The sequence below is a fragment of the Teredinibacter haidensis genome, from assembly GCF_014211975.1.
Lineage (GTDB): Bacteria > Pseudomonadota > Gammaproteobacteria > Pseudomonadales > Cellvibrionaceae > Teredinibacter > Teredinibacter haidensis.
Genome location: NZ_CP060084.1, coordinates 1,865,495 through 1,879,729, shown reverse-complemented (window position 1 = coordinate 1,879,729; position 14,235 = coordinate 1,865,495). Strand labels below are relative to the sequence as shown.

Genomic DNA, 14,235 nt, shown 5'->3' with positions numbered 1-14,235 from the left:
AAATACGCTTGGTATTTGATTTGGCTCAGGGGCGGGCTTGTAATTTCGCTCGGATAAAGTCGCTGTGGCTGACATAGATAAGTTCGGAAACTTTTCGAACAACATATTCCTCGTACTTGTCTAAATTGCCGTCGGCGTATGCAATTGTCCACATGCCCTTAATCAACTCAAACTTTTCTTCTGCAGAGCAGCTTTCGTTTACCAGTTGAGTGAATTGGTACATGGAGGTGGCTTGTTCACATTCGGACTGGGCGAGAGTGCAGAGGGTTTCGCATTCCTCTGGGGTGATGTTGAATTTGCTTTGTAGAATATTGGTAAGGGTTTGCAATTCGTCGGAATCAAATTCTTGGTCGACAATCGCAACCTCAATAAGGAGAGCAGCACAAGCAAGTTGCTGTTGGTGCTCGTTTGTACTGGTTGTAGAGCCCTGTAGTTCACTGCAGAAAAAGGTTTTTATGGCGTTTAACACAGGGCAGGGCTCTCTTGTCGTTTTACTAGGCTTGTGCTTTAAGGAAATTTTCCAGGTTGATCTGGTCGGCAACGAAACCGCGAATACCCTGAGCCAGCTTTTCTGTCGCCATAGCATCTTGGTTATTGGAGAAACGGAACTGAGCTTCGGTTTCCAGTAGCTTGGCGATGGCATCGCCAGACTTTTCTGGGCTAAGAGCGCGTTCCAGCTTGCCGGTGTCTGCTTCCAGTGCACCTAACAGGTCTGGGCTGATCGTTAGACGGTCACAGCCGGCTAGGGCTTCGAGTTCGCCAGTATTGCGGAAGCTCGCACCCATCACTACTGTGTTGTAGTCGTGTTGCTTGTAGTAGTTATAAATCTGGGTAACAGAAACCACACCGGGGTCTTCAAACGGGCTGTATTCTTTCTTGTCGGTATTGGCTTTGTACCAGTCGAGAATACGACCAACAAATGGGGATATCAGGTAGGCGCCAGCGTCGGCACAGGCAGCGGCTTGGCTAAAGCTAAACAGCAGAGTTAGGTTACAGTTAATACCTTCTTTCTGCAGAACTTCGGCAGCGCGAATCCCTTCCCAGGTAGAAGCCAGTTTGATCAATACGCGTTCTTTGCCGATACCGGCGTTTTCGTATAGACCAATAAGTTGCTTGGCTTTTTCGATACTGGCAGAGGTATCGTAAGACAGGCGGGCGTCTACCTCGGTAGAAACACGGCCGGGGACAATCTTCAGAATTTCACAACCAATGGCCACGCCGAGCTTGTCGCAGGCGGCTTCGATGGAATCTGTAGAGGACAGAGCGTCACGCACTAGAGGAGCGTACTGCTTCATCTGTGCTGCTTTGTACAGCAGAGAAGGGTTGGTGGTTGCATCCAGAGGCTGGTAGCGCTTGATGGCCTCGATGTCGCCAGTATCGGCCACAACGTCAGAATACTGTTTCAATTGCTCGAGTTTGTTGGTCATGTTACTCCCCGTAAACCTTGGTTTTTTTCAAAGGCGCACATTATCGTGCCTGTTCCGGCAGGAAACAACCGGAAGATAAGATAGTTATAGTAAAAAAGACAATTAGTCGTGCCTTTTCATTAAGTTTACAGCTTTCAGCAGCACCTGGGCGGTGGCATCAGGCCTGTTTGCGCACTCGGTAATATGCCTGCGGAATATTCTGGCACCGTATTCGCCCAGGTACAGCCCCAGAATATGGCGGGACATATGGTGTAGCCTGTTGCCTTTCTCAATTTCCCGCTGGCAATATTCTGCATATTGCGTAATCACATGATCACGGCTAGGCGCGAGTGATGGTCGGTTGAACAGCTTTTCGTCTACCTGGGCCAGAAACCAGGGATTGTTGTATGCTTCACGACCAATCATCACGCCGTCCACGTCTTCCAGCAGCGCTTGAGATTGCTCAATCGTGTTGATACCGCCGTTAACAATAACCGTAAGTGTAGGAAACTCCCGTTTCAGTTGCGCGACAAAGTCGTAATTCAGTGGTGGTACTTCGCGGTTTTGCTTTGGGCTGAGCCCCTTAAGCCAGGCCTTACGCGCGTGTACGATAAAGGTTGAGCAGCCAGCTGCCGCTACCGTGCGAACAAAATCCGCCATTGCCGGATAATCATCCTGATCATCGATACCGATTCGGTGTTTGACGGTGATCGGGATACTGCAGGCGTTTCGCATTTCACTTACGCATTCGGCCACCAATTCTGGTTCAGCCATTAAAATAGCGCCGATTTTTCCTTCCTGCACTCGGTCACTGGGGCAGCCGCAGTTTAAATTGACTTCGTCGTAGCCCCAGTCTTCCGCCATGCCCGCACATTTTGCCAGACTCCTCGGGTCGCTTCCCCCAAGCTGAATGGCGAGCGGATGCTCCTCTTGGTTGTACTGTAAGAAGCGCTCGAAATCGCCCTTAAGCAGGGCGCCGGTAGTTACCATCTCTGTGTAGAGTAGCGCTTCCCTGGTAAGCAAACGCCAGAAATACCGGCAATGCCGGTCACTCCAATCCATCATCGGGGCAATGCTAAAGCGGTAAGGTGGGAGTATATTGGTACTGTTATTCATAAAGGTGGCAGGTTAGCGACAATCTCTATAACTTGTATTTATCAAGTTTCTAGATATTGATAATTATAATCTATTGCGGATTTACGATAGTATAGCGACAACTGAGCTACTAAAGCGATTACTCTACAGGTAATGGGTCCCTTAGTTTTCACATTCTGTTTTTGGAGGTTTTTAATATGCGTCAGATTGATATTGGCATTACGCCCGAAAATCGTACTGCAATTGCCGAGGGCTTGAAAAAGCTGCTTGCCGATTCCTATACACTTTACTTGTTAACTCACAATTTCCACTGGAATGTTACCGGCCCCCAGTTTCGTGAGTTGCATTTAATGTTTGAAGAGCATTACACCGAGTTGGCAGTGGCTGTAGATGATGTTGCAGAACGAATTCGAACCTTGGATGTTATTGCCCCCGGTACTTACAAAGCGTTCGCGGCTTTAAGCTCTATTAAAGAAGTCGACGAAGTACCCGAGGCCTCGCAAATGGTTGAAATTTTGACCGGTGCCCATGAGCAGGTTGTTAAAACTTGTCGTACAGTGTTGGTTGTTGCTCAAGAAGCCGCTGATGAGTCCACCGCATCGCTGGTTTCCGACCGCATGCGTATACATGAGAAAACCGCCTGGATGTTGCGGGCAATGCTCTAAACCCGGAATTTATCTGCATCAAAAAGGGTCGACATTGTCGGCCCTTTTTTTATGGTTGCGGTAAACTTGTAGATAACGATTGTGTGGAAAGCGAACTTGAATATATCTGACTTCAAAAATGAACATTTCTCCCACCGTGTGGGCTGGCTGCGCGCGGCGGTGCTGGGCGCAAACGACGGTATTGTCTCAACCGCCAGTTTGATTATTGGTGTCGCCTCTGCGGGAGCAGGACATGCAGATATTCTCCTGGCTGGCTCTGCCGGGCTGGTAGCCGGTGCTATGTCGATGGCCGCTGGGGAGTTTGTCTCAGTGAGTTCGCAAGCCGACAGCGAGCAGGCCGATCTTGAAATAGAGAAAAAGCACCTGGAGCGAAGTTTTGAATATGAGCACAAAGAGCTTGCCCAAATCTATCAGCAGCGAGGCCTGGATAAGGCCCTGGCCGAGCAGGTTGCTGCAAAGCTAATGGAGCACGACGCACTGGACGCTCACGCGCGCGATGAGCTGGGCATTATAGAGCGAACTAGCGCTCGTCCGATCCAGGCGGCGCTATCCTCGTGCGGTGCTTTTACTCTGGGGGCGTTGATGCCACTGCTATCCGTGATGGCCGTACCCCGCTCTATGGCCGTAGTCGGCGTTGCCGTATTGTCGCTCGTGTTTTTAGTGGCTCTTGGAATGGTGTCGGCGCGTATCGGCGGGGCCAGAATGCTGCCAAGTGTTGTTCGTGTTGCGTTTTGGGGGGCTCTGGCAATGCTGGTGACCGCCTTGGTTGGAGAGTGGTTTGAGTTGGCATTTTTGGTGTAATTGGCCAAAAGAAAGAAAAATAGATAAAAAGTTTGGAACTTATCGGATTCGTGTCTCTCCAACTCTTTGTAAGCTAATGGCTAACACCAAAAGCTCCCAAAACTCTCTTATCTTAATGTAGCGGAATCCGATTTGGATTCCGCTTTTTTTATGCGTTCGACACTTGTTACTCTACGTTAGGTAGCATGAGGCCTTTCCAGAGCCTGCATCGTCACGATTGTCGCTAGAAAAAATACTGGAGGGCCAACCAGTTGCGCCTCACTTTAAAGTGATTACAAGCGGTTGACTATTGGAGCGGGCGAAGGCTTCTATAGGTTAGGTAGTGTTATGCCCTGTAGATATATGTCTGTATGGATAGCTTGGGAAATAAACGAATAGAGCAAATAGGGAGATAGAGCCGAAGGGCTAAAAGGGTAGGGCGTTAAGCTCCAGAAAACCATATGAATTTATGGTGAACTTTTTATGAACCCTTACGGTAGCACCTGATTCGTTCGTTTAAATCGGGGCGAGTACGCTCCGAAGGCTTGTTTTCGTAGCTGCCAATGTAGATAAAACCGGCGATTTTTTCTTCCGATGTTAAGGATAATTTCTTGGCAATTCTTTTATCGTAGGCGTACCACTCGGTTAACCATTGGGCACCAAAGCCCAAAGCGTGGGCCGCCAGTACTACATTTTGGCAGGCCGCTCCAGCAGAGAGTACCTGCTCCCACTCGGGTACGTTGGGATGATTAACGGGTGAGCTCACCACCGCAATGATCAAAGGGGCTCGCATAAAGCGTTCACGTTCAAATTCAATCTGCTTTTTAGATGCGTCTTCCTGCTTTTTCGCGAATTTTCTGGCAAGTTGGTCACCAAACGCTTCGCGAGCGTCTCCCTGAAAAATCACAAATCGCCAAGGGCCAATTTTACCGTGGTCGGGCACTCGGTGAGCAGCGCGTAGGATTATATCCAGCTGCTCTTCATTAGGCCCAGGTTCACACATATCCTTTGCGCTAACGGAACGGCGCTCCAGTAAAAAATCAGAGATGGACGGTTGCATAATCTTACTTCTATGTTGAGAGCCGGAGTCCTACCATGGCACCGCACTTACCTGGCGGGCATTGATATAGACCTTTGCAGGAACGGCGACACACTAACAAAAAAAACCGTGGCAGACTATAGGGAGATATTTATGGCGCCGGGGCTAAATAATAATTGCACCCACTCAGCACCTTTGTTGGCTTTACTACGGTTGGGCTCCGTTGCTATAGACGGTGATCCGTTTTTCGCAGGGCCATTGGGGTTTTTTCAGACGGCTGTTGAAAGGTGGGGGATTAATGCCTAAGTATTAGCGATATCAGGGAGTGCGGGCCGCTGCTTCTATGGTTTGACTAGAATGTTTTTAAAAAGACTGGTGTTTGCCGTGTCTCTAGCTTAAATCCAACCATTTTTTATGCGCACCTTCAATACAGGTATTGCAATCAATTACCGTTTTTAAAACCCGAGGGGTATAATCGCCCCCCACATTAAAACCGGCATAGATAGAGAGTAACAATGTCCGTAAGAACCCGCATTGCCCCGTCGCCCACTGGCGACCCCCATGTAGGCACCGCCTACATCGCCCTGTTCAACCTCTGCTTCGCTCGTAAGCACGGCGGCCAGTTTATTCTGCGTATTGAAGATACCGACCAAAGCCGTTCTACGCCGGAATCTGAACAAGCTATTTTAGACTCGTTGCGCTGGTTGGGCTTGGAGTGGGACGAAGGTCCGGATGTCGGCGGCGACCACGGCCCCTACCGTCAGAGCGAGCGTAGAGATATCTACGTAAAACATGTCCAGCAATTGCTGGACGATGGTTACGCCTTTAAATGTTATCGCACCACAGAAGAGCTGGATGCGCTGCGTAAAGAGCGAAAAGAAGCGGGAATACATACGGCCTTAAAAGCCTCAGACCTTCGATTGACTGATGACGAGCAAGCCAAACGCGAAGCCGAAGGCATGCCTTACGTTGTACGAATGGTCGTGCCAGAAGAAGAGGGTAGCTGTGAAGTGGAAGACCTGCTGCGCGGCACAATGGCATTGGACTGGACCTTAGTCGATGCACAAATACTGATGAAATCCGACGGCATGCCCACCTACCACCTGGCTAACGTGGTAGACGACCATCTTATGGACATTACCCATGTGATTCGCGGTGAAGAGTGGATTAACTCCGCGCCGAAACACCTGCTGTTGTACAAATATTTCGGCTGGCAACCACCGGTCTTTTGCCATCTGCCCTTGCTGCGCAACCCAGATAAAACCAAGCTCAGCAAGCGTAAAAACCCCACCAGTATCCTCTACTACAAGCGCATGGGCTTTCTGCCGGAAGCTGTCGTGAACTATCTGGGCCGAATGGGCTGGTCCATGCCGGACGAAAGCGAAAAATTCAGCTTGCAGGAAATGCTCAACCACTTTGATATCGCTCGCGTATCCTTGGGGGGGCCAATTTTCGATGTTGAAAAGCTACGCTGGCTGAACGGCATGTGGATACGTGAAGAGCATACCGACCAGCAACTCGCCCAGAAACTTGCCGAGTGGTTGCTCAACGAAGACAGCCTGCTAAAAGTGATTCCCCACGTAAAACAACGTATGGAAATACTCAGCGACTTCATTCCCACCGTGGCTTTCCTAACCTCCGGCAAGCTACCCTTGGATGAAGCAAGCTTTAGCGCCAACAAACTGCCCTTAGAAGACCAAAAGAAAATCCTGCAATTTGCCCTATGGAATATGGATGTTTTACGTACCTGGGAGCGCGATGCCATATTTGCCGAGTTTAAAGGCCTGGCCGATGCCATGGGCATAAAACTCAAAGATTTCCTCGCCCCCGTCTTCGTCGCCATTTCTGGTTCTGTTGCTAGCTTCTCAGTAATGGATGCCATGGTCCTACTCGGTCCAGACCTCTCTCGAGCTAGACTGCGCGAAGCTATTGACGTTTTGGGGGGTGCAGGCAAAAAAGTACTTAAGCGCTATGAAAAAGAGTACGAGCAACTAACCCAAGAAAAAACTGAGGAATAGCACCAAGGGATAAACGGAATTGGGTTGTAGCGATTGAAAAATACCGTGCAAAATTAAGGATAGAGTTTACTGGCTATGCTAGAAATTAAAAATAAAACGCCTTTGGTTCACGGCTTATAGAAAATAGTGGGTTATTTGATATCTACTTCTATTTGTACAGCGTTTGATTTTTGGTCGTCTAGCGTAGCATAAACACTATAAATAGCGGCTTGAGTAGGGATGTTTAAATTTTGAAATAAATCAATATTAAAGTTAGATGAAATGGTCTCAAAGGAATTGCCTGAAGATGGAGGCGTATTGCTAAAAGGTGATTTTCTAAAGCCAATATTGTGCATTTTTCCAGTATACGCTTTAGCCGTTTTTTGATTGACCGCTACGACTACAATACGTTCGGCAAGATCTATTGCACTTTCACCAGAGTTAATATCCAAAATAAAATAACCTGCAATCATAAGTTTAAACGGCCCTTCGCTATTGCCGTTGGGGGTAACAAGCATATCGCGTGGATCTTCGTTTGCGGGCCACTCAGTTATTAGCGGCGCGTTAATAAGTACGCCTCTAAATGGACTAAAAAGCGGCTCCGATAATTTTGGACTGCACAGAAAATTCTGTGGTGGAGTTGTTTTCGGCTTCGTTAAAGTTACAATATTTTTGTAATTCGTAATCAATATTTGCCATGTTGTTCTCGGTAATCGAATTATCACAGCTTACACAAAAGCTAAAACAGGCGAGTAAAAAACAGTTTATTAAGATTGATTTCATTTAGGGAAGGTCAAGTTATTTTAACAATAGGTGGAAACACGCTGTAGTAGTCATATAGGGATTGATTGCTGCCTATGTGCCTGTAATTCTCTCGCCGTGACGTGTACGTCATTCTAATATGCCATATGGCCTCAACAAAACACCCTGTCTGAGTAAAGGTAGCTAGCCCATTCGGTTAATTAACGGTTGTATCACGTTTTGTGGTCGTTGTAGACACCTTGGGCTGAGATGACACCAAAGCTAAGCCGTAGTAAACAGAACGTTGCGTGCCACATTCTTGCCCGCAGGCGGGACAGCGCCTGGACCAGCTATACACCCGTTTTGATGACAAATACCCCAGTTATACAGCCGTTACCGCAGCAAAGTGAATGAACTACATGCTGAAGTAGAGCCACCCAACAGCAAATAAACGCTAAAATCACCCGGGCGTGGTTGACTTGGGGGAACCGGATCGCTAAAATCCCGCCTCGTTTCAGCAAGTACCAAATATGGGGCCTTAGCTCAGCTGGGAGAGCGCAACACTGGCAGTGTTGAGGTCAGCGGTTCGATCCCGCTAGGCTCCACCAAATAAAAAACCCTCGCTCGAAAGAGCGGGGGTTTTTTATTTGGTTCAGTTTAGAGGGCATGGTTCTTAGCCCCGGTTCTGCACATAGCCACAGGGATGTGGTGTAGTAGGGCAATGCAGGACGCGTAATTGCCGAGGATGCGCAGGAGCGGCTCTAGATCCCGCGTTCCAGCTTACTCCGTACTCGAACCTTTAGTGCCTACTCGAAAGAGCGGGGGTTTTTTATTTGGTTCAGTTTAGTGGGCATGGTTCTTAGCCCCGGTTTTGCACATTATTTCGAAATAGTTACCCGCTGCATAAATTGTTCGATATCTTGCTCGGCCCTTGAGTGCACTTCATTCACTTCATGGTTATTTTTTGCGGTAATTACATGATAAAAGCGTAGAGACAAAAAATGCTGCGCATCTATCGGATACACAAAATAATGAAAATATCTTCCCGGGTGTTCGTTCGCTATACTCCAAGTGAGCAATGTCACACCATTGTATTCACGCGTATCTTTAATCGTAGGCGTACGAACAATTAAATCACCCAGTTCTTCATCGGATAAAGGGGCTTCACCCTCAACACCTTGCCGCATTTCTGTGTTTAGTCCATTGGGACCATTCAGAAACTTCTCGTAGGCCGCTTCAATATGCTCAGGTAATGAGCCATTGTGCTCCTCATGACGATTCACTGATATTCGCACATTCAAAGAGCCTAATTGCCCGGCAATACCTTTATTTTTTTTGGATTCATAATCCCAGGTCGCACCATCAATATAATAGGCATTTCGCCAGTAATCTTGTTCATATTTCGATGCATCGGAAATATCCACCTGCAGCGTGCTACTGGATTCCAAAGTATAGCGCTCCCCGTAATTAAACATAGATGTCATATTGCCAGGCATTTCGTAGTGGATAGACAGACCGGTATTAAGGTGTATTACTTTTATTCTGGTATCCAGAAAGTCTGGTCCCCGTGTGGGCGTGGTTTTACAGCCCAGCAAGTTTGCTAGTATTCCCATAATAATAACCGTAAATAGTGCATTATTTATTTTCACCTGGAAGAAGATCTCGCCAATTTATTCATGTACTTTTGCACACGCTCAGCAGATTTATTGTCTCCTGCCAAGGTAAGAAATCGGTGGTATGACGACAAACCCATAAAGGGTAAGGTGTGTGGGCTTTCTGTGGGATTTGATACATCTTTACCAGCCACTTTTCTTGAAAACTGAATACTGCGTTTCAGTGCGCTTAATCCTAGGTGATTTGCCCCTGCAATATTGGGTACTAAATCAAAAGGGTTGTCGTTATCGGCAGATGCCTTCTGAATGCCAGTTTTAATTAGCAGTCTGTCAGTCATTTTTTTATTATTGCCTCCAGAATGGAATACCACTGTATTTTTGTTTAATGGTTGGCCGGGAAATCGCTTTAGGTGGTATGACAATGCCTGCTTAAATATAATTCCACCCTGGCTGTGAACCACCCATTTTACAGGTTGACCCTTTTTCTGGATATCCAACAAAATCGACGCGAGTTGTTTGGCGTTACTTGTTGTAATGCCCAAGTTATCACTAACGCATTCATAAAAATCTGGTAACGCAGACTCCGAAGGGTTGTGAAATAATGTGTATTCTCCGAAATTATCGTCAGCATATGCATGGCTAGCATGTACACCCATTAGCCACGATGCTTTCTGTAAATCATTGAGCATGCCATTGACTGCAGCGTGTGACGTTCGAACTGCTGTAACAGCATTTGCGGCGCTAACTTTCCAGTCGTCTTTAAGTTTATCTACTTGCTCTAATGTTGAGCTAGAGCTAAAAATACCTGAGCCAGATTTTTTTATTCTGTATAAAGCTGAACGTTCATTCTTAGCAATATCTTTTGGGCCTAATATGATACGGTTTAGCTGAATGCCAGAAACGATAATTACCGAAGACGTCACTTCATATTTAATTAAAAAGTTAAATACCGTAGCAGAGGCGAACTTCCCTTTAAAAAAAGGTCGGTCGTAGAGTATTGATTACCCCATCCTGTGGTGCGGGGACGCTTGCCAGCTCCTCGATCCCTTTGCAGACCTGATGTTGATCGTAACCGTTTAGATTGGCTAAATACGCTAGTGCGGTGGGTTCTATATAGAGCTTACGTCCTTGCGATTTGGAGAACCAGTGTCCAGCCTTAGGGTTTTCATACCGTACGGCTGTATCGATTGTATCCTCTGATTTTATGTTTTCTTTAATACCCATGACTCAAGTTCCTTCTATGTATAACTAAATCAAAGTGAATCTCGTATTTTATTATCAATTAGCCCTGTACTTCGAATCAATTGTGTGAGCTGCGTCACACTAACAGTTCTCATTAATATCGAATGAGTGTGTCTGGGTCATCGAAGAGCATGCATTAAGTATGATAACAAGAAACGCATTATGGGAATAACAATCAATACACTGGGTTCTATTGTTTGGCCTGCTTATGATTACTGTCTTGCTAAGCTTGATGATTTACAAAATTTTTAGTGATGAAGATGAGTTCCTATCGTTCCATATAGATATGGAAGAGTTTCTCGACGCTCAAGACCTACACATAGGCGAAGTCGCTGCCATGCAGTTCAGTCTGCAGAACATAGCGATGGCCTCTCACTGGGTACCGCTGACTCTTGGGCTGTTATGACTGTCCGGTTAGTATCCTGAAAAAGCTAAACAAGAGTTGGCTAAAAAGCCGATTCAGCTAGAGCTAGATGATTATTGGAAACCCGTAAAAATCGACCCCAACAAAGGTCGTGTGATTGACATGTTCAAACCTGATATCGAAGGCGTTTACCGGTGGGGCGCAGGACATAAAAAGGGAGAGGAGGCGTTCAGAGACAAAGGCAACGCGATTTACTCTAAAACGATGAGTGAATGGGCTTTGGCCGCTGAGCTTGAACTAGCTCAAGCCAAAGTAGCATCTGGTGAATGGAAAGAAATTCGTGCATTTGGGGATGATGAATATCGACGCCGAATTTGGACCCAAGGACAGATGATGGGGGATAGAAGTAAAAGGCTATAAACCCACAGAGGACGACCTCAAAAAACTGGCAGACCAGCTACCTAAAGCGGGCTTGGCGACAGATCAACAAACAGCAAAAGCTTTGGGAAAAAATAATGAAACCTTCAAACAAGAAGACAAAGCAAAATTTGAGGGCGGTAATCATTTCGGAAAATCAAAATCTGCCCCTTCAGGGCAAGACAATGGCCCGCAAGCGGCCCTAAAATTTAGTGGAGGATAAGTCTATGACCAGTAAATCATTTGGCGCAGTCGACCTAACCAAAATCACGTCAGAAGAACGGCGTGAAGAGGTGATGAAAAAGGTACAGGCCCTTCAAAACCGCCTTGGGTGTGAATTAAAGGTGACGCTATACCGAGAGCATCTGCATTCGGAGCCCTTATTCACACAAATTGTAGACTCACTAAGGCTATCTGAGGTTCGATTCAAAACGGCCGATGGAACTGAAAACTATGGTGTACACGTAGTGGCAGATGGTGTTGGCGAAATCCCCTATGCGCTGAACATCCTTGAAAGCCTAGACGTTGGGAAAGAGCCAGAGAGCAGCTTTGTACCGGAACAAGTGTTAGCCACCGCTGCATTGGCTTCTGCCACATCTCGTACGCTATCCCTGGATAAGCTCCAAGCCTTTGTCGATGGAGCACGAAGCCAAGGGATTATTACCGACGAGCAGTACCTGCTGATATACAAACACTACCTTGATGAGGAGGAACTCACCGATGACTAAATCACTAAGAGATCGCTTAAAGGGTATGGACGCGAAACGGGTTCAAGAATGGAAGGCCGACCTAGAAAGTGCCGAAAACCGCACGCCGATAGATGCGGAAAGTGTCGAAAACTGCAATGTTGTCGAAAACCGCACTCTAAACGGCGCAAAGGATGATCTTGAGTCATTGTTTGATGTCGAAAACCGCAATTGACAAAATCACGTAAATGCAATTTTAGGTTGACATTATTGGAGTATTGCATAGAATGGTTGACAGATATATAAATTTGCACAATTACAGCTGGAGTTGACCATGCTTGAAAGCCACCCGATTAGTATTTCTAAAGATTTAACCGATGAGCGATTACATACCCTGTGTGAACACGTATTAGATACTGTTCAGGACAGTATAGAAGACAGTAGCACTCCCGATGACACAGCGTGGACAAAGGGATGTTTAGTATATGGTCGGTTACAGGGGATGATTAAACGAATCTCGATAAATAAAGAATACTCGTGGCTTTCACTTGCAAACAGCACTATGGACTTTACTGCAAAGATAGGTTCGACTCACATTCAATTTATGGTTGATGATGCTTACAGCCCCAAAAAAACTCATCGATTAAGTACAAACTCTGTAGAAAACACCCAAATTAGCATGCTGCTGGAGGAGCCAGGGGAAGCCGGTTTTGTAACCTGGCGCTTGTTCGTTGGTTTTGAAGAACTCGAAGGTCTGATCTCGCCAAAAGCTACCTTGGTAGGTTATGACTTGAACCAAAATGAAGTTTGTAAATGGGAACACCAAGAAGCTGCAGTAATTCCAATGATATCAGCCGGTCCAGCTCCTGTTGAAATAGATGAACCAACTCTCCAGAGAAAGCTCAATAACAATAAGACTAAAAATGAAGCAAAGTAGTTTTTTTTCAACCCAGGTAGATCAGAGATCCTACAACCCCGAAAAGCTAAGGTTGGCTAGGCAAGCTGCTGGTATTTCGTTGGCTGAAATCGGAGAGCTATTAAGCGTCACACGACAGTATGCACATCGCCTTGAAAACGATAGCACTCCATCTGATGAACAATTGAAAGCCCTATCTAAACTTTTACAGGTCTCTGAAAGCTTTTTTTTGGGACACCGTATTAGGGCAATTGAAACAGACCAATGCCACTTTAGGAGCCTGAGGTCATCAACCCAAACAATTAAAAAAATGGTGATGGCGCAAGTAGAGATTTTTGAACATTGTTTTTTAACGCCGCTTCTAGATGAAATAGACCTACCCAAAATTAAGATAGGTGACATCGGAAATACAGATATTTCAACAGTCTCTGCAATTGAGAAACTTGCTGAATCTTTTCGGCGAGAGCAAGGTTTAGGTCTCGGCCCAATTTCAAATGTAATTAAATTTAGTGAATCAATTGGATGTGTTGTGTTAAACCTATCTGAGGCAGATGATCGAATCGACGCATTCTCTATATTTAACGATCGCCCAATTGTGGTGAGAAATATCACTAAACAGAGCCCTGGGCGTTTACGTTTCGATATTGCTCACGAAATTGGGCATCTAATTATGCATCAAGGAGTTGAAACTGGATGTAGAAAAACTGAATCACAAGCTAATGATTTCGCAAGTGCATTCCTCATGCCCCGAACTAGCTTTAGTGCAGAATTCCCTAGAATGCGAGGTAGGAATTTTAATTGGGATTCTCTCATCGAATTTAAAGCTAGGTGGGGAGTTAGCCTTAAGGCAATTATCTATCGAGCTCAAAAACTCGGTCTCATTACCCCTGAAAAAGCAAAATCTGGCTTCACTTATCTGTCCAGAAGTGGGCAGGCAAGAAGCGAACCAAGCGATAGTAGACTTACCGCCGAAGTGACTACATTGGTTCAGCGTGCTATAGATATGCTTGATATGCACTCGGCAAATAAACTTATTAAATCAAGTGGATTGACACGAGACTCTATACAGAGCCGGTATTCACTTACACTCCCTCCAGCCCTACTCGAAGTCGTATAGCTATCAGGTTGCCATTATTTTCTTAAATAGTGGCATTCACTTACTACGCTCAATATAACCATTCGTTGAATTTTGTATTTAGCACCATGAAAATAGTAACAAACTCGTTAGCGATAAAGAATTTGACTGCTATCTTTAGATTAAATTACCAGTTAGT

General features: G+C 46.0%; 18 protein-coding genes and 1 tRNA gene. 11 read left to right on the top strand and 8 right to left on the bottom strand.

Annotation, left to right across the window (positions count from 1 at the left end):
- Window positions 1-25 precede the first annotated feature (25 nt).
- From H5715_RS07340 to dusA, 3 genes are all read right to left on the bottom strand, one after another.
- The gene (locus tag H5715_RS07340; protein WP_075185322.1) at window positions 26-469 is read right to left on the bottom strand and encodes a tellurite resistance TerB family protein; all 444 of its coding nucleotides are present in this window, start codon (window positions 467-469) and stop codon (window positions 26-28) included.
- 25 nt (window positions 470-494) lie between these two features.
- Window positions 495-1,427: a transaldolase gene (tal, locus tag H5715_RS07335; protein ID WP_075185323.1), complete on the bottom strand. Its 933-nt coding sequence runs from the start codon at window positions 1,425-1,427 to the stop codon at window positions 495-497.
- Between the two features lie 102 nt (window positions 1,428-1,529).
- Window positions 1,530-2,522, bottom strand: a complete 993-nt coding sequence (dusA, locus tag H5715_RS07330) for a tRNA dihydrouridine(20/20a) synthase DusA (protein ID WP_075185324.1) — start codon at window positions 2,520-2,522, stop codon at window positions 1,530-1,532.
- A gap of 176 nt (window positions 2,523-2,698) precedes the next feature.
- On the opposite strand from dusA, the gene H5715_RS07325 reads away from it, so the two are divergent.
- Window positions 2,699-3,166 (top strand): Dps family protein, encoded by a 468-nt coding sequence (locus H5715_RS07325; RefSeq protein WP_075185325.1) that lies wholly within the window; start codon window positions 2,699-2,701, stop codon window positions 3,164-3,166.
- A gap of 96 nt (window positions 3,167-3,262) precedes the next feature.
- Window positions 3,263-3,967: a VIT1/CCC1 transporter family protein gene (locus H5715_RS07320; RefSeq protein WP_246434727.1), complete on the top strand. Its 705-nt coding sequence runs from the start codon at window positions 3,263-3,265 to the stop codon at window positions 3,965-3,967.
- Window positions 3,968-4,427: 460 nt separating this feature from the next.
- Here the strand turns inward: H5715_RS07320 and H5715_RS07315 are convergent, their stop codons facing one another.
- Window positions 4,428-5,006, bottom strand: coding sequence for a nitroreductase family protein (locus tag H5715_RS07315; RefSeq protein WP_075185326.1), 579 nt, complete (start codon window positions 5,004-5,006; stop codon window positions 4,428-4,430).
- Between the two features lie 494 nt (window positions 5,007-5,500).
- Here H5715_RS07315 and gltX point away from each other — a divergent pair, with 494 nt between their 5' ends.
- A complete protein-coding gene (gene gltX, locus H5715_RS07310) occupies window positions 5,501-7,003 on the top strand; it encodes a glutamate--tRNA ligase (protein WP_075185328.1) in 1,503 nt (500 codons plus the stop codon).
- Window positions 7,004-7,134: 131 nt separating this feature from the next.
- Here the strand turns inward: gltX and H5715_RS07305 are convergent, their stop codons facing one another.
- Window positions 7,135-7,500 carry a hypothetical protein gene (locus tag H5715_RS07305; protein ID WP_075185329.1) on the bottom strand — a complete coding sequence of 122 codons (366 nt, stop codon included), beginning with the start codon at window positions 7,498-7,500 and terminating at the stop codon, window positions 7,135-7,137.
- 755 nt (window positions 7,501-8,255) lie between these two features.
- Here H5715_RS07305 and H5715_RS07300 point away from each other — a divergent pair.
- A tRNA-Ala gene (locus tag H5715_RS07300) sits at window positions 8,256-8,331 on the top strand.
- Window positions 8,332-8,601: 270 nt separating this feature from the next.
- Here H5715_RS07300 and H5715_RS07295 read toward each other — a convergent pair.
- From H5715_RS07295 to H5715_RS07285, 3 genes are read right to left on the bottom strand one after another with little or no spacing between them, the layout of a single operon-like run.
- On the bottom strand, window positions 8,602-9,336 hold the full coding sequence (locus H5715_RS07295; protein WP_139309763.1) for a hypothetical protein: 735 nt from the start codon (window positions 9,334-9,336) through the stop codon (window positions 8,602-8,604).
- 32 nt (window positions 9,337-9,368) lie between these two features.
- Window positions 9,369-10,259 (bottom strand): hypothetical protein, encoded by an 891-nt coding sequence (locus H5715_RS07290; RefSeq protein WP_075185331.1) that lies wholly within the window; start codon window positions 10,257-10,259, stop codon window positions 9,369-9,371.
- A 49-nt stretch (window positions 10,260-10,308) separates the two neighbouring features.
- Window positions 10,309-10,560 (bottom strand): hypothetical protein, encoded by a 252-nt coding sequence (locus tag H5715_RS07285; RefSeq protein WP_075185332.1) that lies wholly within the window; start codon window positions 10,558-10,560, stop codon window positions 10,309-10,311.
- Window positions 10,561-10,786: 226 nt separating this feature from the next.
- Between H5715_RS07285 and H5715_RS07280 the strand changes: the two genes are divergently transcribed.
- From H5715_RS07280 to H5715_RS07255, 7 genes are all read left to right on the top strand, one after another.
- Window positions 10,787-10,984, top strand: a complete 198-nt coding sequence (locus H5715_RS07280; protein WP_139309764.1) for a hypothetical protein — start codon at window positions 10,787-10,789, stop codon at window positions 10,982-10,984.
- Between the two features lie 36 nt (window positions 10,985-11,020).
- Entirely contained in the window at window positions 11,021-11,362 is a 342-nt protein-coding gene (locus tag H5715_RS19985) for an LPD7 domain-containing protein (RefSeq protein ID WP_075185334.1), read from the top strand.
- 52 nt (window positions 11,363-11,414) lie between these two features.
- On the top strand, window positions 11,415-11,582 hold the full coding sequence (locus H5715_RS19980; protein ID WP_221892357.1) for a hypothetical protein: 168 nt from the start codon (window positions 11,415-11,417) through the stop codon (window positions 11,580-11,582).
- A 4-nt stretch (window positions 11,583-11,586) separates the two neighbouring features.
- Window positions 11,587-12,087, top strand: coding sequence for a hypothetical protein (locus tag H5715_RS07270; RefSeq protein ID WP_075185335.1), 501 nt, complete (start codon window positions 11,587-11,589; stop codon window positions 12,085-12,087).
- A complete protein-coding gene (locus tag H5715_RS07265) occupies window positions 12,080-12,280 on the top strand; it encodes a hypothetical protein (RefSeq protein ID WP_075185336.1) in 201 nt (66 codons plus the stop codon). The genes H5715_RS07270 and H5715_RS07265 overlap by 8 nt, the downstream gene beginning before the upstream one ends.
- 99 nt (window positions 12,281-12,379) lie before the next feature.
- Window positions 12,380-12,982, top strand: a complete 603-nt coding sequence (locus H5715_RS07260; RefSeq protein WP_075185337.1) for a hypothetical protein — start codon at window positions 12,380-12,382, stop codon at window positions 12,980-12,982.
- Window positions 12,969-14,078 (top strand): helix-turn-helix domain-containing protein, encoded by a 1,110-nt coding sequence (locus tag H5715_RS07255; RefSeq protein WP_075185338.1) that lies wholly within the window; start codon window positions 12,969-12,971, stop codon window positions 14,076-14,078. The genes H5715_RS07260 and H5715_RS07255 overlap by 14 nt, the downstream gene beginning before the upstream one ends.
- Window positions 14,079-14,235: the final 157 nt, after the last annotated feature.